The sequence below is a fragment of the Microbacterium album genome (assembly GCF_014643695.1).
GTDB classification, from domain to species: Bacteria; Actinomycetota; Actinomycetes; order Actinomycetales; family Microbacteriaceae; genus Microbacterium; species Microbacterium album.
The window spans coordinates 57,301-70,683 of record NZ_BMJY01000013.1; the positions used below are offsets into that span (position 1 = coordinate 57,301).

Here is a 13,383-nt window from a genome sequence, read left to right on the forward strand (position 1 = left end):
GGGAATAGGAGACGCCCGCGGGCGGTTGGGAGCCATCGTGACGGAAGCCATCAAGATCGACGTGTGGAGCGACATCGCCTGCCCGTGGTGCTACATCGGTAAGCGCAACCTGGAGAAGGGGCTGGCCGCCGCGGCCGGAGACGAGGACGCGCCCCAGGTCGAGGTGACGTTCCACTCCTACGAGCTGTCGCCCGACACGCCCGTCGACTTCGAGGGCACGTCCGAGGACTTCCTCGCCCAGCACAAGGGCATCTCGCGCGAGCAGGCGCGGGAGATGAACCAGCGGGTGTCCCAGATCGCCGAGCAGGCGGGGCTGCACTATCGCTTCGACCTCGTCCACCACACCAACACGGTCAAGGCGCACGAGCTCATTCACTTCGCCAAGGAGCACGGCAAGCAGGTCGAGATGACCGAGCGCCTGATGTCGGCGTACTTCGTCGAGGGCGGCCACGTGGGCCGCATCGACGACCTCGTAGGCCTGGCGAGCGAGGTCGGACTGGACGGCGACGCGGCGCGCGCCGTCCTCGAGAGCGACCATTACCTTCCCGCGGTGCGGCAGGACCAGGCCCAGGCCCGTGCCTACGGGATCAACGGCGTGCCGTTCTTCGTGATCGACGGGAAGTACGGCGTCAGCGGTGCCCAGCCGCCGGAGGCGTTCGCGCAGGTCGCGCGGCAGGTGTGGTCGGAGCGCCGCGCCGCCGAGGCCGCGACCGAGGGCTGACGCTCAGCGGGTGAGCGCGCGCTCGATCTCGGCGACGATCGCCGGGTCATCGGGCTTCTGCCTCGGTCGGAATCGCTTCACCTGGCCGTCCGGCAGCACCAGGAACTTCTCGAAGTTCCACTCGACGCGACCGGCCTTCCCCTGGGCGTCCTCGGTCTTCTTCAGCGCCTTGTAGAGGGGATGCGCGTGCGAGCCGTTGACCTTGATCTTGTCCGCCACCGGGAAGGTGACGCCCCAGGTGGTGGCGCAGTACTCGAGGATCTGCTCGATCGATCCGGGCTCCTGCCCCATGAACTGGTTGCACGGGAAGCCCAGCACCGTGAAGCCGCGATCGGCGTATGTGCGCTGCAGCTGCTCCAGCTGCTCGTACTGCGGCGTCAGGCCGCACTTGGACGCCACGTTCACCACGAGGACCGGGCCCTCGAAGTCGGCGAGCCGCTTCTCGGCACCGCTCGCGTCCGCGAAGGGGATATCGTGCAGGGAGAGTTCGTCGCTTCCGCTCATGTCCACAGCGTAGGCGCGTTGGGCTCGCGCCGAGGCGAGTCTGGGAGAATGACCTGGTGACTTCTGTCCTGGCCCCGGGAAGGGCGCTCCGCATCGGCACGATCGATCTCGACGTGCCGGTCGTTCTCGCGCCCATGGCGGGGATCACGAACACGGCGTTCCGCCGCCTGTGCCGTGAGTACGGCGCCGGGCTGTATGTCAGCGAGATGATCACGACGCGCGCTCTGGTCGAGCGCAACGCCGCGACGATGCGGCTGATCCGGCACCACGAGTCCGAGAGGCCGCGATCGATCCAGCTGTACGGAGTCGATCCGGTCGTGACGGCGGAGGCCGCGCGCATCATCGCGGAGGAGGACCGGGCTGACCACATCGATCTGAACTTCGGCTGCCCCGTGCCGAAGGTGACGCGCAAGGGCGGCGGCTCGGCGCTGCCGTGGAAGCTCGGCCTGTTCCGGGACATCGTGGCGGGCGCGGTGAAGGCGGCCGGCCACGTCCCCGTCACCGTGAAGATGCGCAAGGGCATCGACGCCGACCATCTCACCTACCTGGACGCGGGCCGCATCGCGGAGGACGCGGGGGCGGCGGCCGTCGCGCTGCACGCCCGCACGGCGTCGGAGTTCTACTCGGGCACGGCCGATTGGTCGGCGATCGGCCGGCTGAAGGAAGCGGTCACGAGCATCCCGGTGCTCGGCAACGGCGACATCTGGAGCGCCGCCGACGCCGTGCGGATGATGGACGAGACCGGTTGCGACGGCGTCGTCGTCGGCCGCGGCTGCCTCGGCCGCCCGTGGCTGTTCGGCGAGCTGGCCGCGGCCTTCGGCGCCGAAGCACCCGCGGTGGACGCGACGCTCGGATTCGTGGCGCAGGCCTTCCGCCGCCACGCGGAGCTGCTCGTGGAGTTCTTCGAGGACGAGGACCGCGGCTGCCGCGACATCCGCAAGCACGTCGCCTGGTACTTCAAGGGCTATCCCGTGGGCGGCGACCTGCGCGCCAGCCTCGCCACCGCGTCGAGCCTGGCCGAGATCGACGACCTGCTCGCGCGACTCGACCACGACGCGCCCTATCCGGGAGTGGCGGCCGAAGGACAGCGCGGCCGGGCCGGCTCGCCCAAGCGCCCAGTCCTGCCCCAGGGCTGGCTTGACTCGAGGGAGATCGGGGAGGACGCGAGCTGCGAGCTCCAGGGAGCGGAGTTGGACACCAGTGGCGGCTGAACGGACGCGGCCCGCCGGGTACGGTGAGGCCGACGCCGAGCGCTTCTACGCGGAGCGGCACCGCTCGGAGCGCGACGACTTCGCGCGGGACCGTGCCCGCGTGCTGCACTCCGCCGCGCTGCGCCGCCTGGCGGCGAAGACGCAGGTGCTGAGCCCGGCGAGCACGGCCGACTTCGCGCGCAACCGCCTGACGCACTCGCTCGAGGTGGCGCAGGTGGGACGGGAGCTCGCGATCGCGCTCGGCCTGTCGGCGGACGTGGTCGACACGGCGTGCCTGAGCCACGATCTGGGACATCCGCCGTTCGGTCACAACGGCGAGCGGGCGCTCAACGAGTGGGCCGAGCACATCGGCGGCTTCGAGGGCAACGCGCAGTCGCTGCGGATCCTCACCCGCCTCGAGGCGAAGGTGCTCGACGACCGCGAGCACTCCGTGGGGCTCAACCTCACGCGCGCGAGCCTCGACGCGACGTGCAAGTATCCGTGGACGGTCGACAGCCCGCTGCCCGATCCGGGCGGTCGTCTCAAGTTCGGGGTCTATCCCGAGGACGAGGAGGTCTTCCACTGGATGCGCGAGGGCGCCCCCGGGCGTCTGCGCTGCATCGAGGCGGAGGTCATGGACCTGTCGGACGACATCGCCTACTCGGTGCACGACTTCGAGGACGCGGTCGTGAACGGCTACCTCGATCTGGCGCGCCTGGCCGATCCGGTCGAGCACCACCCGCTCATCGGCAGGATCCAGCAGTGGGTCGGCTACGACTACAGCCGGGAGGAACTGGCCGACGGGCTCTACCGGCTGATGCGCCAGCCGATGTGGCCGCGGACGTTCGACCGCTCGCGCCGGGATCTGGCCAAGCTGAAGAACCTCACGAGCGATCTGATCGGGCGCTTCGCGCGCGCCGCTGTCGCCGCCACGCGCGAGGCGTACCCCGGCGCGTCGCTCGCGCGCTACAGCGCCCACGTGGTGGTGCCCCGCGTCATCGAGGTCGAGATCGCCGTGCTCAAGGGCATCATGGGCTCGGCGATCGTGACGATCGACGCGCGCAAGGGCGTGTACAAGGAGCAGCGCCGCGTCCTGAAGCGGCTCGCGGATGCCCTGTGGTCGACGGACGCGCTGTGGTCGGCCGGGGCCGACGTGCTCGAGCCGGCCTTCGCGGCGGACTTCCTCTCGGCTGAGACGGACGCGCAGCGCGCTCGCGTGGTGGTCGACCAGGTGGCGAGCCTGACCGACCAGACCGCGGTCGACTGGCACAGCCGGCTGGTGGGCGAGATCGATCCGGCGGAGGTGGGCATCTGGTCGCCGCGCCACTCGCGGCCCGGCCCGCGTCCCGTGCGGGCCGTCGCGGGAGGCGTCCGTCCCGTGGACGTCGGTGTCTCCTGATGCCGCGCATCCGGCAAGCCGACGTCGAGGAGGTCAAGGCCCGCACCAACATCGCCGACGTCATCGGCGAGCGGGTGGCGCTGCGGTCGGCGGGCATCGGGTCGATGAAGGGCCTGTGCCCCTTCCATGACGAGAAGACGCCGAGCTTCCACGTGCGTCCTCAGCAGGGTTACTACCACTGCTTCGGATGCGGTGAGTCGGGCGACGTGTACACGTTCCTTCGGGAGATGGATCACGTCAGCTTCACGGAGGCGGTCGAGCGCCTCGCCGCCCGCGTCGGCTACACGCTCCAGTACGAGGACGGAGGCCCGGCGCCGGAGACGAGCGGACGGTCGCGCCTGCTGGCGGCGAACGCGGCGGCGGCGGAGTTCTTCCGCGCGCAGTTGATGACGCCCGACGCGGAGCCCGCGCGGCGCTTCCTCGGCGAGCGCGGCTTCGACGCCGGCGCCGCGGCGCACTTCGGCGTGGGCTACGCGCCCCAGGGGTGGGACGGCCTGATCAAGGCCCTGACGGCGCAGGGATTCAGCCGGGATGAGCTGACCGCGGCGGGCCTGGTGTCGGCCGGCCAGCGCGGCGGGGTGTACGACCGGTTCCGGGGACGCCTCATCTGGCCGATCCGCGACGTCACGGGGCAGACGATCGGGTTCGGCGCCCGCAAGCTGTACGAGGACGATCCGGGCCCGAAGTACCTCAACACCCCCGAGACGCCCGTGTACAAGAAGGCGCAGGTGCTCTACGGGCTGGACCTGGCCAAGCGCGACATCGCGCGGGGGGACCCGAAGCGCGTGGTCGTGGTCGAGGGTTACACGGACGTCATGGCGTGCCACCTCGCGGGCGTCACGACCGCGATCGCGACCTGCGGCACGTCGTTCGGTCCTGAGCACGTGACGGTGCTGCGCCGCATCATGGGCGACGACTCCTCGTCCGGCGAGGTCGTCTTCACGTTCGATGGCGACGAGGCGGGTCAGAAGGCCGCGATCCGGGCGTTCGCCGAGGAGGGCCGCTTCAACGCCCAGACGTACGTGGCGGTCGCCCCCGACGGACTCGACCCGTGCGATCTCCGCCTTCGCCGCGGCGACGGCGCCGTGCGCAGTCTCCTCGACCACAAGGTGCCGATGTTCGAGTTCGTGATCGACCGCCGCATCGCGGGGTTCGACCTCGCGAGCGTCGAGGGCGGCATCGGGGCGCTCCGCTCCGCCGCTCCGATCGTCGCCGCGATCCGCGACCGCATGGTGCGGGCGGGGTACGAGCGGGTGCTGGCGCGCAAGCTCGGCATGGAGCCCCGCGACGTCCATGCCGCCGTCGAGCAGGCCGCGCGCCGCGCCGGCGAAGCCGGAGGCGGCCGGAGGCCGCCTCGCCCCATGCCCGGCACGGACGCGCCCGGCGCGGGCGCCCCGGACGGCGCCGCGCCCGCGGTGCAGCGCGTCACGCTCGCCACGCTGCCGCGCACCAGCGACGTCGCGCTGGAACGGGACGCCCTGACCGGCGTGCTGCAGTACGGGCATCGCGTGGATCCGGATCTCCTTACGCGTGCCATCGCGCTGCCGTTCCGGCATCCCGCGCTCGAGGTGGTGCGGGCACGCGTCGCCGAGGCGGCGGACCGCACGCGGCCCGGCTGGTCGCTCGCCGTGATCGAGGGCGTCAGAGAGCCGTACCGCCAGCTGGCGGGCGAACTGCTCGCCCGCGAGTTCCCCGCGCGCGACGAGGAGCACGCGCTGGCGTCGGTCGCCGACATCTGCCGGCGCCTGGTGCTGCGCGCGCTCGATCAGGAGAAGCGTGAGCTGCTCTCCGCCGTGCAGCGCGCCTCGCCCTCCTCCGATGAGGGACGCGCACTGCGGGTGAGGTTGCGGGACCTGGACGCGGAGCGCCGCCGCCTCATCGACGAGGAATGACCCTCGCCCGGCCCGGTTGGAGGTTCCTCCCCGGGTAGCCATGCAGGATGGGGACATGCTGCGTGTCCCCGATGACCCCGTCAACGCCGTCGTCTGCGACGACCTGAGCGTGGGGCGCCGGGGCCACGGACCCGAGACGCGGGCTGTCGACGGCGTGACCTTCACGCTTCCCGCGGGGGAGACGCTGTGCGTCTCCGGTCCTACGGGAGCCGGCAAGTCGAGCCTCGCCGCCGTGCTCGCCGGCGTCACGGACGACTCGCTCGCGGTGATCGGCGGCGACGCCCGCGTGTGCGGCATCTCGGTGCACCGCCGGGGCCGCGCCCGTCGCGTGCTGACGTATCGCGTCGGCTACCTTCCCCAGGGGGCGGGGGCGGACCTTCCGGCGCGCCTGACGGTCGGGGAGACCATCGCGGAGCCCATCACCTCGCGGGACCGGCGCGTCAACAGCCGCGCCGTGGCCGTCCGGGTGGCGGCCCTGCTCGACGAGATGCACCTGCCGCTCGGAGCCGCAGACAAGTTCCCCTTCGAGCTCAGCGCGGGAATGCGGCAGCGGGTCGCGTTCGCGCGAGCGCTCGTGCTCGACCCGCGCGTGCTCATCGCGGACGAGCCCCTCGCCAACATCGACCTCGAGGTGCGCCACGTCGTGTTCGACGCCATCCAGCGCCGCCGGCGCGAGTGGAACATGGCGGCGATGCTCGTCACCAACGAGGAGTCCTTCATCCGCGAGCTCAGCGCGGCGCGACTTCACCTCCACGGCGGGCACGTCGTGGCACAGACGGCCGACGGCGAGGTGCTCTGGACCCCCGACACGCCCGCCCCCGGCGACGTGTCGTGAGCACCCTGACGCTTTGCTAAGATTGTGGGGTTGCCCCGCGCAGCGGGGGAGCGATCCTCGGTAGCTCAATTGGCAGAGCAGCCGGCTGTTAACCGGCAGGTTCTTGGTTCGAGTCCAAGCCGGGGAGCGGAGAAGGGCCCGTCGAAAGACGGGCCCTTTCCCTTTGTCAGCTGACCCCGTCCACCACGGCAACAACCGAAGTGACACCACGCCACGGGACTTGACCACGTCACGTCGGTGTCCGCTCATACCAGTACGCTCAGGCGCATGAACGTGGGCGTGTACATCGACGGCTTCAACCTGTACTACGGCCTAACGCGCCAGTTTGGTCCCGTAGCTCGCGACTGGAAGTGGATTGACCTGCGTGCGCTCGCAACAGCGCGTGCGGGCTGGCCGGGTGCGACCGTGAGCCGCGTCGTCTACTGCACGGCAAAGGTGAATGACCCCGATGACCAGGCACAGACGCAACGCCAGCAGCATTACCTCGCCGCCCTGGCGCAGAGCGGTTCCGTCGACCACATCGAGCTGGGGTATTTCAACTCCTGGGCGAAGGAGTCGGCGATGACTGTTGAGGGCCCTGGCACCAAGAACCCGACGCTTCTGCGCGACCAAACAAGTAGCGAGTCTTGGTCCGCCAGCCTGCGCATCCGTCGCACTTCCGATGATGCGCGGTTGCTCGCGACCGTCAGGAAGCGGGAAGAGAAGGGTTCGGACGTCAACGTCGCGGCGCACCTGCTCAATGATGTTCTGACAGGCGCCGTTCAGGCGGCCATTGTCATCTCTAACGATTCGGACCTCGGCCTGCCCATCAAGATGGCGCGAGCACATGTGCCAGTGGGTGTACTCAACCCGGGCACGAACGCTGTGGCCGGTGCTTTGAAGGGTTCACCGACCGACGGCGTCGGTGGTCACTGGTGGGGCACCATCAGGACTGCCGACATCCTCGCCGCGCAGCTTCCCAACCCTGTCGCCGGCATTGCGAAGCCATCGACCTGGTGATAGTCTGCTCTCACCAACCCGCCATCCTTCGTGAGGGCGGGTCTTTTCTTTGCTCCAGCATCCCCCGTCGGTCTCGGCGCGGGCGAGGCGGGTGAGCACGTCCAGCGCCTGTTCGACCGTCGCCCGGAGGACTTCTTCGGGGTCGCCATCGAACTGGAAGTGGTGCGCGCCGGAACCGGTCGAGGTCGCCCAGCCGATGTGCACGGTGCCGGCGGGATGCTCGCCGTCGGGCTCGGGGCCGCCGACGCCGGTGGTGGAGACCGCGATATCGGTGCCGAGGAGCGCGCGAACGCCCGTCGCGAGCGCTGTCGCGCAGGCCGCAGAGGCGGGGTCGACGTCTTCGGGCACACCCAGGACGTGCGTCTTGACCGGCATGCGGTACGCCACGACGCCCCCGGAGAACCAGTCGCCCGCGCCAGCGCCCTTTCCGACCTCGCTGGCGAGCAGTCCGGACGTGAGCGACTCGGCGACGGCGACGGTCAGCCCGTTCTGGCGTGCCGCTTCGGCCAGGGGGTCGATGGGGTTCTTCACGCCCCCAGCCTTTCACAGCGGGTTGCGGCGAGGCCGACGGAACCGCATTCGGCATGCCCGCGCAGTGGGAGGCCTTGCCCGCGCACCCGGCTCCGGCAAGAGTGGTCGGAGGGGCCCGTCTCAGACGGTCCCGTCGTTCCGGAAACGTTCCAGAGGGGAGTCAGACATGACGTTCGAGGGAAAGGTCGCGCTGGTCACGGGCGGCGGATCGGGGATCGGCGAGGCGATCGCGAAGGAACTGGCCGCCGCGGGCGCGAAGGTCGTCGTCAGCGACATCGCCCTCGACGCGGCGCAGCGTGTCGCGGACGAGATCGGCGAGGCCGGCGGAGAGGGCGTGGCCTTCCGGGCGGACACCGCCGCGCCCGAGGACAGCGAGAAGTCGGTGGCGTTCGCCGTCGAGACGTACGGCAAGCTCAACTACGCCGTCAACAACGCGGGAATCGGCGGCCGGCAGGCGCCCACGGGGGACGTGGACATCGACGACTGGAACCGCGTCATCGACATCAACCTCAACGGCGTGCTGTACGGGATGCGCTATCAGATCCCCGCGATGCTCGACGCCGGGGCACAGGACAGCGCCATCGTCAACATGGCCTCCATCCACGGCGCGGTCGCTGCGATCGGAAACTCGGCCTACACCGCCGCGAAGCACGGCGTCGTGGGAGTGACCCGCAACGCCGCCGCGGAGTACGGGCCGCAGGGGCTTCGTATCAACGCGGTCGGCCCCGGCTACATCGAGACGCCGCTTCTGGCCGGCCTGCCCGACGAGGCGTTCGAGGTGCTGCGCAGCAAGCACCCGCTGGGTCGTCTCGGGCGACCCGAGGAGGTCTCGAGTATCGTGCGCTTCCTGCTGTCGGACGACGCGTCGTTCATCACGGGCGCGTACTACCTGGTCGACGGGGGCTACACCGCGGTCTGAGCCCGGGGCCCGTCGAATCGTGGGGGCTGGGGCGCCCCGCGGATGCACGCCGTGTCAGATCGTGGGCCGTGGGGGGTCGTGCGGGCGCGGACCCACGACGGAAGCGAGGATCCCGGCCGCGACGCACAGCGCCGCGGGGAGCAGGAACGCCAGGGTCACGGTGACTGCGTCCGCGAGGGGGCCGATGACGGCGGGGCCGGCCAGGAGTCCGATGTAGCCGGCGCCGACGATGCGGGAGAGGAGAACCCCGCCACCCGTGGTCGCGAGGGCGCCCGCGGCCGTGAAGATCTGCGGCACGGCACCCGACAGCCCCAGCCCGAAGACGATCCAGCCGGCCAACGTCAGCGGCAGGACGGGGGAGAGCGTGACGATCGTGAGGCCGGCGGCCGCGCCGAAGGCGCCGTAGCGCACGACGGCCACCGGGCCCACGCGCGCCGAAACGCGGTCGGCGACGAAGCGCCCGGTCGTCATGGCGACCGCGAAGGCGGCGTAGGCGAGCGCGGCCATCGCCTCGGGCTGCCCCAGGTGCTCGCGGGCGTGGACCGCGCTCCAATCGGCGGCGACGCCCTCGGCGAGCATCAGAAGGAACGCGAGCGCGCCCAACGCGATGGCACGAGCGGCGACGGGGGACCGCGCGGCCGGCGCATCGGGTGCGGCGGGGACGGCGGCGTCCTCGGTCGGTGTCGCGGGCTCGCGGATGTGCGTTCCGCGCAGCAGCCCGGGGAGGGTTCCTGCACCCAGCGCGAGCGCGAGAGCCGCAGCGACGGTCAGCAGCAGCCAGAGGTCCCACCCGAGCGCATGCGCGACCGCCGCGTAACCCGCCCCGATCGCGCCGCCCACGGAGAAGAAGGCGTGGAAGCTGGACATGATCGGGCGCTCGTAGCGGCGCTCGACTTCGACGGCGTGGGCGTTCATGGCGACGTCGAGGGCGCCATTGCCGATCCCGATCGCGAACGCGGCCGCGCCGAGCGCGAAGGCATCGGCGGCGAACACCGGAGTCGGAATGGCGGCGATGAGCAGCACGGCGCCCGCAATCGTGGCGGCGCGGCTGCCGAAGCGGTCCACCGCCCAGCCCGTGGCCTGCATCGACAGGAAGGACCCCAGTCCCAGAAGCAACAACAGACTGCCGAGCACGGAGTGGGAGACGCCGGTGCGCTCCTGTACCACGGGGATGTTCACGACCCAGGTGGCGAGCAGAAACCCGTTGAGCAGAAACGCGCCGACCACGGCGAGGCGCGCGCGGCGCAGCGGCGGGCTCATGCGACCGCCCCTCCCGCCCGTCTCACCCCGCGCGCTCATGAGCGAAAGCTAACGCCGTGCGATCCACGGGCCAAATCGTGGCGCGGCCGCGGCAGCCGCCACGAGAGTCCCTGCCCGTGCCACCCGCCGTCGCCGCTGTCAACACACTGTCGGGCGAGCTGTGCGGTGCGTAACGTTCCCCGCAAGACATCCAGCGAGAGGGAATGAACATGACGCACCACATTCCGCAGGCCACGGACGACGACCTCGAGACCATCACCAAGATCGTGAAGGCGGCTCGCATCGGTCTCCTGACCACGGTGAGCCGGGACGGACAGCTTCACAGCCGCCCCCTCGCGGCCCAGGACGTCGAGTTCGACGGCGACCTCTGGTTCTATACGCAGAATCCGAGCGAGAAGGTCGATGACATCGTGGCCCACCCCGCGGTCAACGTGGCGTTCGAGTCGAACAAGGGCTACCTGTCCGTCGCGGGGACGGCCGAGATCGTCCACGACCGCTCGAAGATCGACGAGTACTGGAGCCCCGCGGTCGAGGCCTGGTTCCCCGAGGGACGCGAGGATCCGAGCATCGCGCTGATCCGTGTGCGCGCGGAGTCGGCCGAGTTCTGGGCGACCGACGAGCCGCGCATCGTCTCCGCGTTCAAGATCGCGAAGGCGACCGTGACAGGCGGCCAGCCTGACGTGGGGGAGAACCGCACGGTCGAGCTCTAGGACTTCGGGGCGGGGGCCGTCAGCGCGCGGCGCCCTCCAGCGAGCCGGTGACCTCCGCCACCCCGCCGCGTCCGTCGCGTTTGTACACGACACACTGGATGAGACGATCCCGCAGGTCGGGGTCGTTCCATCCGTCCTCAACGGGGGCGAAAAAGTCGTAGGCCAGCAGGGAGTCCTCTTCGCCATAGGCGACGCCGGTGAACTCCTCGAACGCCTGGTAGCACCCCGCGTCGGCGGCGGTGCTGACCGCCGCATCTCCCGGCCACTCATCCCCCGCGAGGTCGAACGCGTGGTAAATCTCACCCGTGTGCGGGTCTGAGCAGGGAACCACCGCGGCGCTGAAGACCTCGGTCTCGTCCGAGAGATTGAGGCAGTCGCCCACCTCGAGCGAGAAGACGTCGACGTCGCCGGGCTGGGTGATCTCGCCCGTGTCGTCGTCCCGCTGCGGCTGGCCGCTGCCCGAGAGCAGACCGCCGATGCCGGCGCAGCCGCCCAGCGCGCCGATCAGCGCGAGAGAGGCGCCCGCCGCCGCGATGCGGCGAGCCGTCGGTGCCGTGGTCATGTCACCCTTCCAGGTCGTCGACGCCGGGCATCCAGCTCGCTCCGGGGCGTCCCCACCCGCGCTTACGGGCGATCTTCTGCGCCAGCTTGGCGTCCGATGCGCCGAGCCGGTCCACATACAGGATGCCGTCGAGGTGGTCGAACTCGTGCTGCATGATGCGCGCCCGCCAGCCGTCCACCTCGATGCTCACGGGCCCGCCGTCGAGATCCACACCCACCACGCGGACGTGCTCCGCGCGGCGCAGCGGGAACCGCTCGCCGGGGAAGGACAGGCAGCCCTCCGACTCCTCGTCCTCGTCGGGCTCGCCCGGCACCGGCGGAGTCATCCACAGTTCGGGGTTGATCACCACGCCACGCCAGGGCTGCCCGTCCTCGTCCTCGTAGGAATAGGTGAAGATGCGCAGCGGCACGCCGACCTGCGGCGCCGCAAGTCCCACGCCGGGCGCGGCATCCATGGTCTCGAACATGTCGGAGACCAGCGTGCGGATCTCGTCCGTGATCTCCTCGACAGGCGCCGCGGGGGCGTGGAGCACGGGATCGCCCATGATGCGGATCGGGAGCACGGCCATGCCTCCAGCGTAGTGCGGGGGACGGCCGCTACCCTCGGAGGGTGATCTGGGAGACGCTGGGCGGCGCGGAGGAAGTCGGCGAGCAGCTCGTCGGTGCATTCCAGAACCCCGGCCTGCTGCTGGGCATCCCGCTCGCCCTCGCCGGGGCCGTCTTCATGTCGCTCGGCGCGCAGTACCAGAGCCGCGGCGTCCGCAAGGTCGAGCAGCTCTCCGGCGCCACCGGGGTGACCGGGCTCGGGGCGTCCCACCTGGTCCGACTGCTCTCGCGTCCCTCATGGATCATCGGGACGGTGCTGCTCGGCGTCGCCATCATCTGTCAGCTGAGCGCCATCGCGGTCGCGCCGCTCATCGTCGTGCAGCCCCTCGGCGCCGTCTCCCTCGTCATCACGACCCTGCTGAACGCGCAGGTCTCGGGGCATCTGCCCACGCGCAACTCGCTCATCTCGATCGTGCTGTGCGTGGGAGGGATCTTCATCTTCGTGATCGTCGCGGCGATCTTCGCCACCGAGCAGCCGGTATCCGACTATGAGCTGTTCACCGTGCTCGCGATCCTGCTCGTGGTCATCATCCTGCTCGGCGGGGCCTGGGTGATGCTGCGCCGCCGCATGGGCGCGCTGTTCTACATCACGGCCGCCGGGGTCCTCTACGGGTTCGTCGCGACGCTCGCCAAGGTCGTCATCAAGCGCATCCAGGCGGGGGAGTTCGAGTGGATCACGGTCGTGTGCGTGATCGCGCTGGTCGCCGGGGCGATCGCGGGCGGCTACTTCGTCCAGACGGCGTACTCCTCGGGGCCGCCGGACCTCGTGATCGCGGGGTTGACGGTGATCGATCCGATCGTGGCCGTCCTGATCGCGGCGATCGTGCTGGGCGAGGCGTCGAACGCTCCGCTGTGGGCGATCGTGGTGTTCGTCGTGGCCGGCGGGATCGCCTCCTACGGCGTCTTCCTGTTGGCCAAGCACCACCCGCAGGTGGTGAGCGAGAGCCAGAAGATCGCGATCGCGCGCGGTGGCGGCGCGCTGCCGCCCGAGAGCATGCCGGCCGACCCGGCCACGATCACCGCACTCGACCGGCTCCGCCAGCTCAAGGATCCGGAGGATCTCCTGAAGCGGCGCAGCGCGCCGCCGCGCGACGGGGACGACGGAGCTCCCGCCGGTCGTTGAGTTCGCGCGCCGCCGTTCGCGCTGAACCTCATTCGCCGGACACGACCTAGGTGTGGTGTCCAGGTAGGTTGTTGAGTCTGCTGATGGGCGGGGCTCCGATGGCGGAGTGGCGCCTGTGGTGATTGTAGAAGTG

The 13,383-nt window shown here is 70.6% G+C and carries 14 protein-coding genes and 1 tRNA gene; 10 read left to right on the plus strand and 5 right to left on the minus strand.

Annotation, left to right across the window (positions count from 1 at the left end):
* The first annotated feature begins 37 nt into the window (after positions 1-37).
* Positions 38-721 carry a DsbA family oxidoreductase gene (locus IEX37_RS12870; RefSeq protein WP_188756679.1) on the plus strand — a complete coding sequence of 228 codons (684 nt, stop codon included), beginning with the start codon at positions 38-40 and terminating at the stop codon, positions 719-721.
* A gap of 3 nt (positions 722-724) precedes the next feature.
* Here the strand turns inward: IEX37_RS12870 and IEX37_RS12875 are convergent, their stop codons facing one another.
* Positions 725-1,225: a glutathione peroxidase gene (locus tag IEX37_RS12875; RefSeq protein ID WP_188756680.1), complete on the minus strand. Its 501-nt coding sequence runs from the start codon at positions 1,223-1,225 to the stop codon at positions 725-727.
* Positions 1,226-1,281: 56 nt separating this feature from the next.
* Between IEX37_RS12875 and dusB the strand changes: the two genes are divergently transcribed.
* The 6 genes from dusB (at position 1,282) to IEX37_RS12905 (ending at position 7,540) form a co-directional block, all read left to right on the plus strand.
* A complete protein-coding gene (gene dusB / locus IEX37_RS12880; RefSeq protein WP_188756681.1) occupies positions 1,282-2,436 on the plus strand; it encodes a tRNA dihydrouridine synthase DusB in 1,155 nt (384 codons plus the stop codon).
* Entirely contained in the window at positions 2,426-3,814 is a 1,389-nt protein-coding gene (locus IEX37_RS12885) for a deoxyguanosinetriphosphate triphosphohydrolase (protein ID WP_188756682.1), read from the plus strand. Before dusB ends, IEX37_RS12885 begins: the two co-directional genes overlap by 11 nt.
* On the plus strand, positions 3,814-5,706 hold the full coding sequence (gene dnaG / locus IEX37_RS12890) for a DNA primase (RefSeq protein WP_188756683.1): 1,893 nt from the start codon (positions 3,814-3,816) through the stop codon (positions 5,704-5,706). Before IEX37_RS12885 ends, dnaG begins: the two co-directional genes overlap by 1 nt.
* A gap of 55 nt (positions 5,707-5,761) precedes the next feature.
* Entirely contained in the window at positions 5,762-6,541 is a 780-nt protein-coding gene (locus IEX37_RS12895) for an ATP-binding cassette domain-containing protein (protein WP_188756684.1), read from the plus strand.
* A gap of 54 nt (positions 6,542-6,595) precedes the next feature.
* Positions 6,596-6,668 (plus strand) — tRNA-Asn (locus IEX37_RS12900).
* Between the two features lie 140 nt (positions 6,669-6,808).
* Positions 6,809-7,540: an NYN domain-containing protein gene (locus tag IEX37_RS12905; RefSeq protein WP_188756685.1), complete on the plus strand. Its 732-nt coding sequence runs from the start codon at positions 6,809-6,811 to the stop codon at positions 7,538-7,540.
* Here the strand turns inward: IEX37_RS12905 and IEX37_RS12910 are convergent.
* Positions 7,427-8,071 (minus strand): CinA family protein, encoded by a 645-nt coding sequence (locus IEX37_RS12910; RefSeq protein WP_188756686.1) that lies wholly within the window; start codon positions 8,069-8,071, stop codon positions 7,427-7,429. The genes IEX37_RS12905 and IEX37_RS12910 overlap by 114 nt on opposite strands.
* A 166-nt stretch (positions 8,072-8,237) precedes the next feature.
* Here IEX37_RS12910 and IEX37_RS12915 point away from each other — a divergent pair, with 166 nt between their 5' ends.
* Positions 8,238-8,990, plus strand: a complete 753-nt coding sequence (locus tag IEX37_RS12915) for an SDR family NAD(P)-dependent oxidoreductase (protein ID WP_188756687.1) — start codon at positions 8,238-8,240, stop codon at positions 8,988-8,990.
* Positions 8,991-9,044: 54 nt separating this feature from the next.
* Here IEX37_RS12915 and IEX37_RS12920 read toward each other — a convergent pair whose 3' ends face one another.
* Positions 9,045-10,250: an MFS transporter gene (locus tag IEX37_RS12920; protein ID WP_188756688.1), complete on the minus strand. Its 1,206-nt coding sequence runs from the start codon at positions 10,248-10,250 to the stop codon at positions 9,045-9,047.
* A 209-nt stretch (positions 10,251-10,459) separates the two neighbouring features.
* Between IEX37_RS12920 and IEX37_RS12925 the strand changes: the two genes are divergently transcribed.
* Positions 10,460-10,960, plus strand: a complete 501-nt coding sequence (locus tag IEX37_RS12925; protein WP_188756689.1) for a pyridoxamine 5'-phosphate oxidase family protein — start codon at positions 10,460-10,462, stop codon at positions 10,958-10,960.
* 19 nt (positions 10,961-10,979) lie between these two features.
* On the opposite strand, the gene IEX37_RS12930 is transcribed toward IEX37_RS12925, so the two are convergent.
* Both IEX37_RS12930 and def read right to left on the minus strand, forming a co-directional pair.
* Positions 10,980-11,522, minus strand: a complete 543-nt coding sequence (locus IEX37_RS12930; protein ID WP_188756690.1) for a septum formation family protein — start codon at positions 11,520-11,522, stop codon at positions 10,980-10,982.
* A 1-nt stretch (position 11,523) separates the two neighbouring features.
* Positions 11,524-12,090 carry a peptide deformylase gene (def, locus tag IEX37_RS12935; RefSeq protein ID WP_188756691.1) on the minus strand — a complete coding sequence of 189 codons (567 nt, stop codon included), beginning with the start codon at positions 12,088-12,090 and terminating at the stop codon, positions 11,524-11,526.
* Between the two features lie 44 nt (positions 12,091-12,134).
* On the opposite strand from def, the gene IEX37_RS12940 reads away from it, so the two are divergent.
* Positions 12,135-13,250, plus strand: coding sequence for a DMT family transporter (locus IEX37_RS12940; protein WP_188756700.1), 1,116 nt, complete (start codon positions 12,135-12,137; stop codon positions 13,248-13,250).
* The last annotated feature ends 133 nt before the right edge of the window (positions 13,251-13,383 follow it).

Excerpts from the sequence above, each read along its gene's own strand:
- IEX37_RS12920 (WP_188756688.1), bottom strand. The coding sequence starts at position 10,250 with ATGAGCCCGCCGCTGCGCCGCGCGCGCCTCGCCGTGGTCGGCGCGTTT.
- IEX37_RS12930 (WP_188756690.1), bottom strand. The coding sequence starts at position 11,522 with ATGACCACGGCACCGACGGCTCGCCGCATCGCGGCGGCGGGCGCCTCT.
- IEX37_RS12895 (WP_188756684.1), top strand. The coding sequence starts at position 5,762 with ATGCTGCGTGTCCCCGATGACCCCGTCAACGCCGTCGTCTGCGACGAC.
- IEX37_RS12905 (WP_188756685.1), top strand. The coding sequence starts at position 6,809 with ATGAACGTGGGCGTGTACATCGACGGCTTCAACCTGTACTACGGCCTA.
- dnaG (WP_188756683.1), top strand. The coding sequence starts at position 3,814 with ATGCCGCGCATCCGGCAAGCCGACGTCGAGGAGGTCAAGGCCCGCACC.
- IEX37_RS12915 (WP_188756687.1), top strand. The coding sequence starts at position 8,238 with ATGACGTTCGAGGGAAAGGTCGCGCTGGTCACGGGCGGCGGATCGGGG.
- def (WP_188756691.1), bottom strand. The coding sequence starts at position 12,090 with ATGGCCGTGCTCCCGATCCGCATCATGGGCGATCCCGTGCTCCACGCC.
- IEX37_RS12925 (WP_188756689.1), top strand. The coding sequence starts at position 10,460 with ATGACGCACCACATTCCGCAGGCCACGGACGACGACCTCGAGACCATC.
- IEX37_RS12875 (WP_188756680.1), bottom strand. The coding sequence starts at position 1,225 with ATGAGCGGAAGCGACGAACTCTCCCTGCACGATATCCCCTTCGCGGAC.